The 15,084-nt window shown below is 56.6% G+C and carries 9 protein-coding genes and 4 pseudogenes; 8 read left to right on the top strand and 5 right to left on the bottom strand.

From position 1 onward, the window contains the following. Nucleotides 1-129 precede the first annotated feature (129 nt). From DMO26_RS35215 to DMO26_RS32515, 4 genes and pseudogenes are all read left to right on the top strand, one after another. Nucleotides 130-375: pseudogene (locus tag DMO26_RS35215) on the top strand (IS66 family transposase); the annotation flags it as partial. A 193-nt stretch (nucleotides 376-568) separates the two neighbouring features. Then, entirely contained in the window at nucleotides 569-1,384 is an 816-nt protein-coding gene (locus DMO26_RS32505; RefSeq protein ID WP_117196421.1) for a CDP-alcohol phosphatidyltransferase family protein, read from the top strand. A 462-nt stretch (nucleotides 1,385-1,846) separates the two neighbouring features. Next, complete coding sequence (locus DMO26_RS32510) at nucleotides 1,847-3,010, top strand: IS110 family RNA-guided transposase (RefSeq protein ID WP_117196422.1); 1,164 nt, start codon at nucleotides 1,847-1,849, stop codon at nucleotides 3,008-3,010. A gap of 293 nt (nucleotides 3,011-3,303) precedes the next feature. Next, nucleotides 3,304-4,628, top strand: a pseudogene (locus DMO26_RS32515) (ISNCY family transposase). A gap of 758 nt (nucleotides 4,629-5,386) precedes the next feature. Here DMO26_RS32515 and DMO26_RS32520 read toward each other — a convergent pair. Then, the gene (locus DMO26_RS32520; RefSeq protein WP_162895178.1) at nucleotides 5,387-6,007 is read right to left on the bottom strand and encodes a hypothetical protein; all 621 of its coding nucleotides are present in this window, start codon (nucleotides 6,005-6,007) and stop codon (nucleotides 5,387-5,389) included. Between the two features lie 100 nt (nucleotides 6,008-6,107). Next, nucleotides 6,108-6,563: a transposase gene (locus tag DMO26_RS32525; RefSeq protein ID WP_226951503.1), complete on the bottom strand. Its 456-nt coding sequence runs from the start codon at nucleotides 6,561-6,563 to the stop codon at nucleotides 6,108-6,110. 1,767 nt (nucleotides 6,564-8,330) lie between these two features. Between DMO26_RS32525 and DMO26_RS32530 the strand changes: the two genes are divergently transcribed. From DMO26_RS32530 to DMO26_RS32540, 3 genes are all read left to right on the top strand, one after another. Continuing rightward, entirely contained in the window at nucleotides 8,331-8,630 is a 300-nt protein-coding gene (locus DMO26_RS32530; RefSeq protein ID WP_117196424.1) for a DUF736 domain-containing protein, read from the top strand. A 241-nt stretch (nucleotides 8,631-8,871) separates the two neighbouring features. Next, nucleotides 8,872-9,105, top strand: a complete 234-nt coding sequence (locus DMO26_RS32535) for a hypothetical protein (RefSeq protein ID WP_117196425.1) — start codon at nucleotides 8,872-8,874, stop codon at nucleotides 9,103-9,105. A gap of 438 nt (nucleotides 9,106-9,543) precedes the next feature. Continuing rightward, nucleotides 9,544-10,692: an IS110 family RNA-guided transposase gene (locus DMO26_RS32540; protein WP_117196426.1), complete on the top strand. Its 1,149-nt coding sequence runs from the start codon at nucleotides 9,544-9,546 to the stop codon at nucleotides 10,690-10,692. Nucleotides 10,693-10,892: 200 nt separating this feature from the next. Here DMO26_RS32540 and DMO26_RS32545 read toward each other — a convergent pair. Beyond that, nucleotides 10,893-12,076 (bottom strand): IS3 family transposase gene (locus DMO26_RS32545; RefSeq protein WP_117196427.1). Its coding sequence is split into 2 segments (ribosomal slippage): nucleotides 10,893-11,740 and nucleotides 11,740-12,076, totalling 1,185 coding nucleotides; the frame shifts between segments, so codons are not numbered across the junction. Nucleotides 12,077-12,281: 205 nt separating this feature from the next. On the opposite strand from DMO26_RS32545, the gene DMO26_RS34030 reads away from it, so the two are divergent. Further along, on the top strand, nucleotides 12,282-13,274 hold the full coding sequence (locus tag DMO26_RS34030) for a hypothetical protein (RefSeq protein WP_162895179.1): 993 nt from the start codon (nucleotides 12,282-12,284) through the stop codon (nucleotides 13,272-13,274). A 1,257-nt stretch (nucleotides 13,275-14,531) separates the two neighbouring features. On the opposite strand, the pseudogene DMO26_RS35140 reads toward DMO26_RS34030, so the two are convergent. Together DMO26_RS35140 and DMO26_RS32555 are read right to left on the bottom strand one after the other, a co-directional pair. Beyond that, nucleotides 14,532-14,787 (bottom strand): annotated as a pseudogene (locus tag DMO26_RS35140) (hypothetical protein); the annotation flags it as partial. Between the two features lie 99 nt (nucleotides 14,788-14,886). Continuing rightward, nucleotides 14,887-15,084: pseudogene (locus tag DMO26_RS32555) on the bottom strand (YecA family protein); the annotation flags it as partial.

Below are 15,084 nucleotides of genomic sequence, written 5' to 3' on the forward strand. Positions count from 1 at the left end.
TGCCACCTTCGCCTTGAAAGCCGGGCTATGGTTCCGGCGCGGTCGTCTCGTCATGGTCTCTCCTGTTCCCGGCATCTAAGCCGAAGTCAGGCAGAAATTCCACTTATCCTCCCTGTGCAGATTTCCCAAGCCACCTCTGCCGAACGACAGGAGAGGTCCGCCGCCATTGTCGCCAACCTTTTTGAAATCTGGGAAAAGGAACTGGCGAAGGTCTCTGGCAAGTTCAAGACGGCGGAAGCGATCCACTATGCAATGAGCCGCCGACAATCTCTGGAACGCTTTCTCAGTGACAGCCGCATCGAGATCGACTCCAACATCGTCGAGCGTGCAATCCGTCCCCAAACGAAAGGCACCAGGCGCTGCTTGTTCTCTCGTTTAAGGAGGGGCATTTCTTTCGATTTCCATAACGCCGATAGCAGATCACGCGCCGTCAAAGCCTTATCTCTCCAGATTGCAATTGCAGCTCAAATTCAGCTGTGTAGCTCAAGTGGGTTGTCTAAACTACCATTACAGGAATGTGATCGGCCCAGGCGCAACCCGAGGCGGTTTTGGTCATCGGAGACGGATTATGAGTGCTTTCGTGCGCCAGAACAAGCAAGACAACAAGCTTTCGGCCGCAAAGCCAATCGGTAAGGTACCGCCCATCGCCAGCCGCAAGCTTCGAACAGATGCCTTCATTTCAACAATTGCAGTGGCTATCGTACTTTCTGCTAGCATGCAGCTCCTGGCGAGCTGGCAGCCTGTGCACTCGGCCGCCTACAATCTTGCTTTCCTTATTTATGCGGTTACGTCTGCCTTCGCACTCGGTAGCCTTCATTATCATCCCCATGATAGGTTTGGCTTGGCAAATATCATCACCCTGGTTCGAGCCGCGATCACTTCAGCCTTTGGCGGCTTGGTATTAACATCCAGCTTGCGTGCGGAGAACCAGTCCTTGTTATGGGCCACCGCTTCAACGGTTGCCGTCGCTCTTATCCTTGATGGGATTGACGGTTTTGTTGCAAGACGGACGGGCAAGGCTTCCCCCTTTGGAAGCCGTTTCGATGTGGAGATAGACACTTTGATGATCCTCTTCCTGTCCATCGCAGTGCTTCTTCTTCACAAGGCGGGGGGGTGGGTCATCTTGATTGGCCTCATGCGGTACGGCCACATTGCCGCTCAGGCGATTAAGCCGGCATTGAGGGCCGAGATGCACCCTTCCATACGACGGAAAGCAATCTGGGTATTGCAAGGCCCTATCCTGTGCTTGACACTACTTCCCGTCGTTCAGACACCTTATTCGAACATCTTCTCGATTATCGCGCTGATTTTTCTGGCATGGTCGCTTGTCGTGGATATCATCTTTCAGTTGGAGCCGAAGAAAAGATACTGTGTCCGACGATGATACCCCCGCCATATCGCTATGCGGCGACGAAGTCAGATAAGCCGGCGATTGAGTTGGTTGGAATTTGAATCCTCACCGCACGCTTTGCGCTGCCAGTCCCACGTATTACTCGAACTTGGCGCAGGCCGGGAGATGGCGAGGGTTACTCTCGGGAAGAGCCGGGTGCGGGAAATCCGTCCGCCCCGATCTGTGAGGGCGGAGCCGAATGGCATAGCTAGTTTCCGCCCACAAACGACAAATGTTTGATTTTGTTTAATTAATCGTGATTCTGCGCGGGCAAGGTCCGACGGTTTCAGGTATCCTGGATCATGCCACTGATTCCAAGTCCTGCCACCGCCGGAGCCGACAATGCGCCAAGAACGCACCGTCCAAGCCAGATCCTATGAGGAGGGTGGATAGCGACCTACGCTGTGGCAAAGTGCGGTTGCTTGGACACAAACATCCTACCCCTTGGAGGCAAGCATGCTCGTTGCAGCTCACCGATCCGAAGCGCCGACCGCCATCCGCACCGATCTTTGCGCAATTTTCGTCTCATTGGAATTGAGTCGCTCGAAATGGCTGATCACCTCGCTGTCGCCGGGTGGCGGCGAGAAGATGTCGAAACATATGGTGGCGGCCAGCGACGTCGCCGGCATGCTGGCGCGCTTTGCCGAACTCAAGAGGAAGGCGCGGGCGCGAACCGGACGGTGCTTTCCGATCATTGTCGTCCAGGAAGCTGGGCTCGACGGCTTCTGGATCCATCGGGTGTTGGAGGCCGAGGGGATCGAAAGCTACGTCGTCGATCCGGCATCGATTGTAACCTCGCGCCGGCGGCGGCGGGCCAAGACCGACAGGATCGACGGTGAAGCGCTGGTTCGGGCATTGCTCGCCTATCAGCGGGGTGAGCCGCGGGTATGCGCCATGCTCCGCGTTCCGACGCCCGAGGAAGAGGACCAGCGCCGCCTCTCGCGTGAGCGCCAAGCCTTGACGAACGAGCGCGTACGACACGTTAACCGCATCAAGGGCCTACTGTTCAGCCAGGGCGTATCCGACTACGAGCCGCTGCGTCGCGATCAACGCAAGCGACTGGAGGAGTGCAAGACCGGCGACGGCCGTCCGCTGCCGGGACATTTGAAGGCGCAGATCGGCCGCGAACTCGATCGGCTGGAACTGTTGCTCGAGCAGATCAAGACTATTGAGGCCGGCCGCGACGCCATGCTCGCTGCCACGCAGGTCGTCTCGCCAGCACCGACGATGCTGCTCATCTTGAAAGGCATCGGGCCGGAGTTTGCCGCCGTGCTGTGGTCGGAAGGGCTGTCGCGTCACTTCGACAACCGACGACAGGTTGCCGCCTATGCCGGCCTTGCGCCGACACCCTGGCAGAGTGGCTGGGTCGATAACGACCAGGGGGTCTCAAAATCCGGCAATCCAAGGTTGCGAACGACGCTGATCCAGATGGCCTGGCTGTGGCTGCGTCATCAACCGCACGCGGCGCTGACCGTGTGGTTCAAGGATCGGGTCAAGCAGAACGGCGGCCGTCTCAAGAAGACGACGATTGTCGCGCTCGCCCGCAAGCTGCTCGTTGCGCTGTGGAAATACGTCAATGCCGGCGTCGTTATCGAGGGCGCGGTCTTAAAGACCGTCTGATCGGTTACCCGAACTGAATTCTGCAATCCTTCAGGACCCGATCAGTCCTGGCGGATCCAGGTGGGACGAACCGAGAATATGCGTGGCCCTGAAACGGCCGTAGGCTAGAATGGTCTCGTCCTCCTGAGCCCTTGTCCGCCGCAAGCGGGATGTTGGTGCCGCTGTTTCGAACAGCGACCGTATATAAGTTGGATCTGGCTTGGCAACGAGCCGCGTCTTGCAATCGGGCTCAGACCGTGGATGCCGTAACAACCGACGGAGTGCAAGAAATGTCACCCTGACGACAGTTCCACATTGACCCTCCTCATATAAGCATATTCGATCTTTTCGCCTCGCACGAGATCGGCTGCGAACTGAAGGCGATGTCGGGCTGGTTGGACGAGCATCGCGACCTACTTGGCTTGGTGGCGCGAGAGCTGTGCCGGCATGGCGTCAAGGCGACCGGACGCCAGGGCCTGTCTGCTGAGGCGGTCTTGCGCTGCGCGCTGCTGAAGCAATACCGGCAACTGAGTTATCAGGAACTGGCCTTCCATCTGGAGGATTGCGCCTCGTTTCGCGCTTTTGCGCGGCTGCCGTGGTCATGGTACCCGCAGAAGTCGGTGCTACAGAAGACGATCAGTGCAATCCGGCCAGAGACCTGGGAAGAGATCAACCGGGCACTGCTTCTGAGCGCTCGTGAGGCGAGGCTGGAGGATGGCAGTGTCGTGCGATTGGATAGCACCGTCACCGCAGCACCGATCCATGAACCGAGCGACAGCAGCCTGCTGTGGGATGCTGTGCGGGTCATGGTGCGCCTGTTGAAGCGGGCCGACATCCTGCTCGGCGGTCTGGCATGGCGAGACCATCGCCGCGCGCCAAGAAGCGCGCCCGCAAGATTCAGTTCACACGCGGTCGGCCCAACCGGGTCCAACTTTACCGTGAGCTGATCGCAATCGCCCGCACGACTTTGGCCTATCTCGACCAGGCGAGCGAGCGCCTGGCTGTCGCGATCAATCCCTCTATCGCACCGTGGCAGATCGAAGCCCGTCACTATCGGCCGCTGATCGAACGCGTTATCATCCAGAGCGAGCGGCGCGTCCTGGCCGGCGAAACAGTGCCGGCGGGTGAGAAGCTGGTGAGCCTGTTCGAGCCTCATGCCGATATCATCGTCAAAGGCAGTCGTGACGTCGAATACGGCCACAAACTCAATCTGACCGCCGGCCGGAGCGGCATGATCCTCGATCTGGTGGGGGAGGCTGGCAATCCGGCCGACAGCGATCGCTTGCTGCCAATGCTGGAACGCCACATCGCCTTCTATGGCAACGCGCCACGGCAGGCGGCGGCCGATGGTGGCTTTGCCACGCGCAACAATTTGGTCGCAGCGAAGGCTTGGGGCGTCCACGACATCGCCTTCCACAAAAAGGCCGGCCTCCAGGTCGAAGACATGGTCAAAAGCAACTGGGGCTATCGCAAGCTGCGCAACTTCCGCGCCGGCATCGAGGCCGGCATCTCTTGCCTGAAGCGCGCCTACGGCATGGCGCGCTGCACCTGGCGCGGCCTTGATCACTTCAAGAGTTATGTCTGGTCCTCGGTCGTGGCGTACAACCTCGTCCTTCTCGCGCGCCTCAAACCGACCTGATGCCGACCCGCATCGCAGCGCAGCCGGCCTCCCGCCGGCCCCAGCACCGTGCGCGTGATTACCCCAGCAACCCCACTCTGACGAAAACCAGCGCCCCTGGTCCCGTCCACATAACCCAAGGCGATGCTCGACCGAAGGCAAGTGATTGCAAACGCTACAAAATATGCGCGTTTATGGACGGAAACTAGCTAGTCGACCACGATCTGGATCTTCTCCAGAAGCGGGCTCTTCCGCAATTTCGGTGAAATTCTCTGACACACGAATCAGCGGTGAGAGCGGCGGTGCAAAAACCTGCCACGGTAGCGGCGGAATAATCCAGCCGCGGGCGGAGTAAAATTCGGCCACTTATTTTCCTTCTGCAATGAACGCAAGAGGGGCGGGATCTACACCGTGGACTATATTTGAAGGTGCGGCTGGCTGTTTCCGAAGGGATGAGCCGGCGTCAGGCGGCCAAGCATTTCAACATGTCGCGCGACAGTGTTGCCAAGATGGTGAGGTATTTGATGCCACCCGGCTATCAACGGCAGTTGCCGATCCGGCGACCGCAGATGCGTCTCGCTTAAAGTCGCGCCCGAAAGGCCGGCTGAACCCTTCTCAAAAAATCACTGCTACAGCATGAGACTCGCTCGGGCTACGCGCTCCCAGAGGTTTCATGCGGGCGCCACAACTGGCCTGATTTTGCTCCGCCGCCTAATCGTTTTACTCCGCCATTGCTACGGAAACATGAGCAGCAGTCTGTTGGTGGAGAGGGGAAGGCGTCAAATAACCCTGAAACGGTGCAGCATGGATCGCAACCTGGCGTTTTCAGCTCGAAGTTTTGCGATCATCAGGCGCTTCAGGTGGCGATTTTCAGTTTCCAGGGTATGGAGCTCGTCCGTCAAGGCTGCTTGTTCGGCAACAATAAGATCAGTCGAGCTCGCTGACGCAGCTGGCGGCAAGTTAGTTTTCAGGCGCCATCGAGAAATCGATGCCTTCCCAGTTGGCGATGTTTTGAAGGGTATGGGATTTGCTGCAGTGTCTTCGAAGGCTTCCTGCTGGCTGGAGAGAGCGGCCCCAATATTGTCGTCGGGGGTCTCCGATGCCGCGACAGAAACATTCTGCTCACCGACCTCAAGGGGATGAAACTCGGCTTCGGCTGCGCTCTTCGCGGTCGTGACGACATTTTCCGAACCCAAGGCGCTCGGCAGCGCATTCGGTTGATCAAGGCCGGATGCGGCCTCGACCTCAAGCGCAACCGCTCGCAGATCGAGATTACCCCAGATGGACGTTGGGTGACCTTTTGTCTGCCGCCGGCTGCTCTTGTATTCGATGACGAAGTCGCGTCGTCGTGTTCTCATGATCTTGAAGCTTAAAGCCACTGATAGACGAATATTGCACAATCTCAGGTTTCAACGACCGCGTCACGATGCTTCTCTCAATAATATCGATTATCCGAGAAAATCTTCGAGATGAACACACGGTGTGTGGCCAGAAAATGGACTAACTCATGCCGAGCCGTTTGCGAAGCTCAGCGTTTTCCGCGCGCAGCTTCTCGGAAAGTAGCGCTCTCAGGTGGCGATTTTCTTCCTCGAGCTGCGTGAATTCAGCAAATTCGTCGTCTGAAGAAATTGCCGTTGCGGGCTTCTCGGCAACCGGCTGAGCGGCAGCCTTCCGCCACATATAGTAGGTTTGGTCGGAAATGCCCAATGACTTGACAGCGTCTTTCAAGGTCTTGCCGCCCGCGACCTGTACCTCAACCTGCTGGATCAGCTCCAGCTTTTCCTGGGCATCCAATCCACGGGTTTTCAGCTTTGCCGGTGGAGAAGCTATGGCGACCTGTTTGTCGGAGGGAGCTTTTCTTACACGCGACGCCTTCTTCAGCGTCGGAGCAGTCGTATGTTCGGTTTCGGCACTCCCAATCACATCCGCAATCATCTGAGCTTCTTCGTCTGACATTAGATTTCCTCATCTGTACCTTCGCTTTGTCCAACACAGGAGGGTATAAGTCAACCTGGAGCCTGCCCGAAAAAGAGTAGAGTGAAATCAGCTGGTTGTGATTCTGGCGCCAAGCAGCTCGTTGACGATAACGCGCCGGTCCCATCGACCCAGCAGCGCGTCGCGCAGGGAGGTGCCAGATGATAATAGGGAGAGGGGTTGGGAAGAGGCGGCTCGCCGTCTGTATGACGTTCCCGCTGCACCGAATTTCGTCATTCCTATCGCAAGCCTCGACGAGCCCGTTGCCGGCCAAACATGCTCGTTTCGACCGATGCGGCATGGAGCTGGGACTATGTCGATCCGTCTTCGGCAAAATCCGCCCGCATGCCGCCGGCGGGCTGACCGCCCGCCTGAAACCTGGGCGCAAATCACATGCATTACATCTGAAACGCCTTAGTGCTTAACGATTTTCTCCAGATGCGACATGTTGAATGTCGAGAACAAGAGGAGAGATTCATGCAAGACAAAAACACCATGTCTTTACGCGCAATCCTGAACAGCGATCCAGATCGTGGCCTGGGAAGGCAGACTGTTACTGTTTCCGCCTCTCAGAAGAGCGCTCAGATGGGTCAACCATCGGGAGCCAGGCGAGTGACCGTGCTCCGGAAACCGCAGCAGCAAGGGGCCTGGAACGCGCCTGAGGGCATTAGAGCCGAATTGCCACTTGCATACCCTAGCACAATGAGCCCCTTCACCCCGGTAAATCCCGTCAAAACTGCCGAGGAGTATGCCGCAGCGATGGCGGAATTCACTAAAGAAATAACAGGCGAAATCGCTCGAGCTGTGCGGGCTTCCTCCGAGCGCGGAAGAAATAGCGCCAAGCCAATGTCGGTGGCAGCCGCGGGCAAACCAACGGGTGTCACTAAGCGCCCGCCCTCAAATCAACTACCGCGGGGGAGGGTGACGACCTTCCAGCAGAGGGTTCAGCGTCTCGAGGGCGAGGACCGCGTGCCGGATCACTCTGTTGCCGATCTAATAAAGCGCTTACCAAATGGTGGCCAAGTTTTGCACGCATTGCATCTATTGCACAACAGCGGAACTCGGGTGCCCCCTCCCAGTGATTTAACAAACTCGCTCCTACCAAATGATAGGCCGATTTCGCCCGCTGCGCATCCACAAACCCAGGCTTCCCATCGTAATGGCCAACCAAGCCAATCGACGCGGCACGACGCCGAAATACTCAATGCTGCGGAAATCCTGGTCGACTTGAGCGGGAACAATCACCCAGCCTCAGCCTCCCTACCTCAGTACCGCAATTTGCCCGTCCGGGATCGAAACGCGGAGAGGGGCCGCGGTTGATAAATAGGCGAGCAACTTATCGTCTCAATAGGCCGAGCGGAGCTTTACAGGGCTCTCGCTCATAGCTGTACCTGAGGTTGGTTGGCCTAGCGACGGCGGGAGGCAGGGTTGCGCCGAGTTGCGGCGCTGATTATGCTGAGGGGAGGCGACGATCACCCATGTCGTTCTCAGCCGACACTGCCGCACAGTCCCCGATACGACCCTCTTATAGGCTGGTCTGTCTGGCGCCGGGTCGGCCATGGCCTGCAACGGCTCCGTCGACCTCTTCCCTGATCGTAAGCGGCCATTCCTCGCGATCCAGCAAGCTCGGCTGCCGCCGTCCTTCGCTCACGCCACGGTCCTACGGATGCAATCCGTCCAGTCCGTCGCCTCTCGACTGCCAGCGAGGCCGCATCGGGCGACTTCGAACAACTTCAGGAGATCAAGACAATGGCCCAGATCGGCACCTTCACCCGCGACGAAACCGGCGCATATACCGGCGCCATTAAGACCCTCACCCTCAACGTCAAGGCATCCATCAAACCCTGCGACCGCGATAACGAACGCGCACCCGACTTCCGCGTCACCGCCGGTGGTGTCGAGTTCGGAGCCGGCTGGAGCCGCACCGCCCGCGAAACCGGCGCCGAATACCTCTTACTCAAGCTCGACGATCCGTCCTTCACTGCGCCCGTATACGCCTCCCTCGTCCAGGACGACAAGGGCGAGCACAAGCTCATCTGGTCCCGCTGACCAGTTCAATGGCGCTCCGCTAACACCGGGGTGCCATTATGCGATGATATGGCCCAGCGCGCGATAGCCTAAGGGGAATGCCGGCAGGATCGTAGCTACGATGATCCGCGTCCAACGAAGGTTTTGAATCGATGGACAAAGTCCGATTCATACCGGCGATGAAAGGGCTGTTGGTCCCAGGATCTGGTCATCCGGCGTCCGACCGAATACACGGTCTTCGCAATAACGACGAGAGCGGATAATGGAAGAAGCGATCCAGATCGAGAAAGGCTGCGATTTCGGCCTCTGGGCAATCGAGGTCGCAGAACAGATCATCAGCGAACAAGGCTTCGATCTGGCAAGAGCCGCACGTGACGGCACGAAAGAAGACGCCCGGGAGGCCGGGAGAGCGCTCGGTCAAGCGATCACCGATGCCCTTCTGGAGGTTTACGACGGCCTGCTCGATGGAATAACCGACGAGCAGCCTGGTCGCTGACGGGCTTTACGGCAAGTCCGTCTCGTTGCATGCGTTAGGCTCTCCCGTTGGCGCGGTCGGTGCCTTCGGTCCATGCGCCCACGGTCGGCATAAATCAAAGAACATGCGCGGCATGCGCCGGCGGCAAGGTTCTTCAGTTCGGAGATGGTTAGCGGCTTGGAGATGAAGCTCTTCGGAGAGATTCAAAATATACCTTGTTGGAAGTCGTACTCCAGGAAAAGGATAAAATTATCTATGTTTTTTGAGAGATGCGGTTTGCACCGGTATTGCAGATTGGAGTGCCCCCCATTTCGCCGGACAGGTCAGCTATTGAGACAATGCTTTGATGAAATCCCTTGGGGAGGCCATTTTCAGCGCTGAGTGTGGATGGACTTCGTTGTAGATGCTATGGAGGAGCCACCCGGCTCATCCGCTTCATCGACAACGAGGAGGCCTCCGATGAACGAGAACGCGAAGTCCACTGTGTCAGTATATGCGGCCATTGAGCTGAGCAAGTCTACATGGCTAGTTGCGGTGCTTTCCCCAAGCTCAGATCGCGTGAAGCTTCGGCAGGTTCGGGGTGGCGATACCGCAGCGCTCGTCGGGATGTTGGAAAGCACGCAAGCGAACGCAGCGGCGGTAGATGGTCGCCCTACAGAGATCGTCGTTTGCTTTGAGGCTGGATATGAAGGCTTCTGGTTAGCGAGGTTCTTGCAGAAGCGAGGCATTCGTACATCTGTGCTCGACTCCACCAGCTTCTTGGTCAACAGGCGAAGCCGCAGGGCCAAAACAGACCGGCTCGATGCTGAATCCATGGTCAGAATGTTCCGATCTTTCGACCAGGGCGACAGAACGGTGTGCCGCGAAGTTCGTGTTCCCACGCCGGAGGAGGAAGATGCCAAACGCCTCGACAGAGAACGTCTGCAGCTTTCGGCCGAAAGGACACGCCATGTGAACCGTATTCGTGCCCTGCTCAATCTTCATGGTATCCGCGAGGTCAAGGCTCTCTGGGGAGGCGACTGGCGTAAGTGGCTACAAGTGGTCAGAACAGCCGATGACCAACCACTTGGCAAATTCCTTGCAGCAGAACTAACGAGGGAGTTCGAACGCCTCGAACTGGTCCACGCCCATATCCGTGATCTCGACCGCCAGCTCGAAGAAAGTTTGAAGGGCTGTACTCTCGGCATTCCCAACGTCGACAAGGTTCACCGCATCGCCACGCTTAAGGGTATTGGCAGACTGAGCGCGATACTGCTGGTGTCTGAGGTTTTCCACCGCCAATTTGCCAATCGAAAGTGTTTGGCGAGCTTTCTAGGTTTGGCACCGAGTCCGTATGCAAGTGGTGCTGTAAAGCATGATCAGGGGATCAGCAAAGCTGGTAACCGCTTCGCCCGACGGCTGCTCGTTGAACTTGCGTGGTGTTGGCTGAGGTATCAGCCGGCAAGCGCTTTATCCCAATGGTACCGTAGCACTTTCGGGGCGGGTTCGGGCCGATCTCGCAAGATTGGCATCATCGCGCTCGCTCGAAAGCTCGCGGTCGCCATCTGGCATTTTGTTGAAGACGGGCTTGTCCCACAGGGGGCTTCGCTGAAAGAGGAAGCTTTATAAGAGTTCCAAGCGTCGACGGGCGACTGGAAAGAAGAGCGGCTGCCGAGATTGAAGTTGGTCCGGATAACATCCGCCGTGTTGTAGTGTGACGCCGCTCTTCAGTACTGCTTGGCCCCCATGAATGGGATCGTGGTTGAGGTCTAACCCTCGCCGAATACAAGTCGATGGGCCGAGTGCGCCAGTAAGCCAAAGCAGCCCAGTCACAAGTTAAAAGGAGACGCCAATGAATGCTTGACAGAACCTTCATCATACAAATCCTCGTCGATTTTCCGGAGAGCTGTGTCGGCATCCGGAATAGGTGAGATGCGTATGTAGTCGCGTTTCAGAGTTTTGACGAAGGCTTCAGAGATGCCGTTCGACTGTGGGCTGGCAACCGGCGTGAAGCATGGGATCAGGTTGAGGGCTTGAGCAAACAGCCTGGTCTCTCGCGCGGTATAGGCGCTGCCGTTATCAGACAGGTGTTCGATGGCATGCGGGGCGCTGGTTGTGCCGAAGCGCTTTTCGATGGCCTCCAACATCATATCTCGAATGTCGGAGCCGGATATCCCGGCATTGGCGACGGCTGCCCATGAGATGATTTCCCGGTCGAACGCATCGATGATGAACGCGAGACGGACCACCTCGCCATTCCAGCAGGTGAACTCAAGGCCGTCTGAGCACCAGCGAAGGTTAGACCGCATCACCATGACCTTGCCATCGTGGACTCGGCCTATTCGCACCGCCGTGTGTTTCTCAAGGGTCATGGCATGATTGGCCATGATGCGGTGAACCCGCTTACGATTGACAACGGGTAGATCGGCGGCTCGCCGCTGTCTGTTGAGAAGGGCAGCGATCCGCCGATAGCCGTATGTCGGTCGAGCATCGACAAGCCTGCGAATGGCAGGCAGCAGCTCGGCATCGTCCGCTTTGAGGTATGAGCCACGCGGCTTGGACTTGCCTTTGAGACGCTCGGCGAGATTGGACCGTGACACACCCAGGACATCTGCCACCGTCTTCATCGGGAACCGTCCTTCGGCAACAAGATCGGCCGCGATATCAGTTTTTTTGACTGGGCTTTGGACAGGGCTTCGCGGAGAATCTCGTTCTCCAGCGTCTTGCGCCCCAGAATACGCTCAAGCTCGCGCACGCGATCTTCCAGCCTCTTCACCTCGGAATTGCCGATCACTGGTTCATCGGAATCCACGGCCACGGCACCTCCCTCGCTCAGGAGCCGACGCCAGCGGTAAAGTAGATTTGGCGCAACTCCATGCCGCCGAGCCGCAGACGAAACGGTCTCCCCAGCGGCATAACTTTCCTCGATGATCTGCAGTTTGCGGTCCGTTGTCCAGCGTCGCCGCCGGACGTCACCAATCATCAGGTCGACCTGTCGAAACTCGTTAGACATAAGCCTATCCCCAAGCCTGTGCTTGAGCCTTCCTGCTTATGCTGAGTGTCCGGTCGAAAGTGGGGGCAGTTCACACCGGTATTGCAGATGAAACGTTAACCAGCTTGTATAAGGCGAAACTGCCATTAGATTCCAGCAAGGTGATTTTTGGTTAGTTTTTTTAGCTGACACATGAGTTTGTGCCAGGTTTAATAGGACGCAGATAATGGTAGAGAGAGTTATCGTCGAGCCAGGTTCTCGAATATCCACTGAGTTCCAGCACCGTCCTATCGAATTCCCACGTCAAGTATATTCGCAGCCGTCGGAATTAAAGCGTTCGGAAGTCGTTTCCCCCAAGTTCTCGAGGCCACAGACGCAAGGGCATGTTCTTAACTTGGAGGCTGCAGCAGAAAGTTTTAAACGGGCGGGAAATCCAGATACTTCTGCTTATAATCCTGACTTCGATTTGGCGCACTGGATGAACGGTAAATTGAATTCGCTGACATCCGAATTGCCGCAGGGCGCGCCCAATCGAGATAAGATATTGTCTGCCTTAGATAAGCTATACAATGACTTAGTTCCGCCGCACGGATATTTTCATGGTGTCGAATTGGAGGAGCGTATTCCGGATATGTATCCTCCCAGAACGAAGCCAACAAATTCCCGAAGGTCGCTCAGCTCTTATTTTCAGAAGATAAAAAGTGAGACCTCGAATCTGATTAAAAGATCGACAGAAAGATCAATAAATTTCTTACGCCGAAATCTAAGTGCTCTTCCGCGCCGCGATGTACCCAATATGCTTGCATTGAGCCAGCCTGCGCGCGGCTCGGCACAAGAAAGGTCAACAAATTTCTCAAGCCGAGATCTAAGCGTTCCTCTGAGCTCCAATGCATCTGATATGACTGTGCCGTCCAAGCCTTTGCCCGAACAGGCAGGTTTCATGTTTGGCTTCAACAGTAAGCCCATTATCCCGTTGCAGGAACGTCAGGCGGCCAGCAGGCAAAGTAATTCCACTCTGTCCGGTGACGACACGCCATCCCGGTCTCCTGAATCCATCAGGTCATTGACGAGCAAGCCTCTCCCACCTTTGCCAAAAGGCTTATCCCAATTAAGGGATGAAGCGGCACAGCTTTCTAAGATCATCTCCGGTCTGGAGGTGGAATTGAAGCTGTTGGAGATCAGGATTTGGAGATCAAGAGAAGTATTGTTTCAAAGCTGAAGAGGGACATAGGCGCCCAGGCATACAATCTTCCAAAATCGCGAGCTGCGGAAAATCCTCTTGAAGCAATCGTTGTGGCCGATTTTCAAAAAGGTCGACCTCCGAGCGCCATTGAATTAGCCAACACCTTGGGTACACGATCATCTAGCTCTTCGGCTACGCTGGCCACTACCCAAGCCACCACGCCGGACAGCAACGCCCAATCAACCGGGCTTAAGCAAACACCAACAATGCCACGTGTCTTCGATGATCAAGCACGTTCGCAACGTGCTCATGACCTATGCCATATTTAGATTCGGACGGCCGGCGGCTTTACGGTCTTCCTATCGTATGGTCCGAAACAATCCAATGTCGTTTCCATTTTCTCTGTGAGGTCAGGCTGGCCGAACCAAGCCTTCAAAAACTTGATCTTGTCGAACCAGAACATCGGTAAGCTGCATTCGCGTGTTTCAAATGAAACCGGAACGCTCTCTGGGGAGGAGTGGTCTTATTATCTCTTCTTCATGATGATAGACTGCGCTGCAACCCTTGTGCGAAGGTTTCACTTTGTTCATGACATTGTGAATGGTTCTACGCCTGATGGATAGATTTGGTTGCCTTTTTACTGGGAACAGTCAGGACTGAAATCATGGCTCATCTTGAAAGTACGGTTCCTCGATATTTTTTAAGAAGTATGGTTGCTAAGAGTAGATCGCCTACTCTGCGTCTGGGCGAGAATATCCTGCGGCAGTTAACAGAACAATTGGCGCCAGGGTCCTCGGCGATATCACCGAGCGTGAAAGCCTGGTTCCCTTTAGGGTTCAAAAGTAAAGGTCCCATATCCCGTCTACGTTCCCGCGGTCGATCCAATCGCAGCACGGCGTTCCCGCTGCCCAGCCCCTTGCCAGATCGTGTGACCGAAGTCTTGTTTGCCCCACTGTATAAAAACACCGGCCCTGTACTGCGGCTTCATTCTAGCGTTTTGCGTAACATGGCAACCACGCTGGGAAGCAATTGGCCTCGTGTTACAATCGATGACTTGTTGGCTTCCCGATTCCATAGTGAAGGCCCGATACCGCGGCTCCGTTCTGGCGGTTTGGCTAATCCCAGCACGGCGTTCACGTTGGACAGCGCCGCCTTGCCGAAGGTGGCCAACAAGCCCAACCCTGTCAACGGCGGCAACGAAGCACGCACCAGGCCGCCGGCAGAGAGGTCGAGCGTACGAAATCACAACGCACTTGCGGCCCGTGGCTATGATGTCGAAAGAGACCGCGATGTTTACGGCCGCTCATAGAGCACCGTCATGCTACCCCCGATTTCATGTCCTTCCCTCCACCTAGGTTTCTGCCACGGTACGCAGTCGTCCAGCATGGTCTGCAACAAGAAAAGTTCTTCGGGGCAATGTGCTAATTGTTTCCATCCGCAACGCCGTTGCCGGCGTCGCTGTCCGGTCCAGCGTGCCGATGCTCCCGGCGATTCATAGGGCTTCCGCTTTGCCTCTTGTCATCAGTTAGAAGCTTCCGAGCGGGTTAAGGGTAACCGTTTTGAGCGCCCCACGGTCAAATTGGGTTGACGTTGTGCGGCTGGTGACGCAGCACATGCTGATTACGAGGCCGTCTATCCGGTAATGACGCTACGGGTCATTTGCTGGGGCGGCGGGGTTGAAGCGCATCGGCTTGCAATTGGCATAGATCTGCTCGACCGCAAACGGGATCGCGCGCCATGCATCCTTGAGCAGGGCCGGCGAAGGCTTTGGGAATGCCATGGAGATCATTTCGGCCAATTCGGATCTCGTGGACTGAATGAGGATGCCCATGAGGGGTTCGCCGGT

It is taken from the genome of Rhizobium terrae, from assembly GCF_003425685.1.
GTDB lineage: Bacteria > Pseudomonadota > Alphaproteobacteria > Rhizobiales > Rhizobiaceae > Neorhizobium > Neorhizobium terrae.

Coding starts and splice junctions, on each gene's coding strand:
- DMO26_RS32525 (WP_226951503.1), bottom strand. CDS start 6,563: ATGTCAGACGAAGAAGCTCAGATGATTGCGGATGTGATTGGGAGTGCC.
- DMO26_RS32540 (WP_117196426.1), top strand. CDS start 9,544: ATGAACGAGAACGCGAAGTCCACTGTGTCAGTATATGCGGCCATTGAG.
- DMO26_RS32530 (WP_117196424.1), top strand. CDS start 8,331: ATGGCCCAGATCGGCACCTTCACCCGCGACGAAACCGGCGCATATACC.
- DMO26_RS32505 (WP_117196421.1), top strand. CDS start 569: ATGAGTGCTTTCGTGCGCCAGAACAAGCAAGACAACAAGCTTTCGGCC.
- DMO26_RS32510 (WP_117196422.1), top strand. CDS start 1,847: ATGCTCGTTGCAGCTCACCGATCCGAAGCGCCGACCGCCATCCGCACC.
- DMO26_RS32535 (WP_117196425.1), top strand. CDS start 8,872: ATGGAAGAAGCGATCCAGATCGAGAAAGGCTGCGATTTCGGCCTCTGG.
- DMO26_RS34030 (WP_162895179.1), top strand. CDS start 12,282: ATGGTAGAGAGAGTTATCGTCGAGCCAGGTTCTCGAATATCCACTGAG.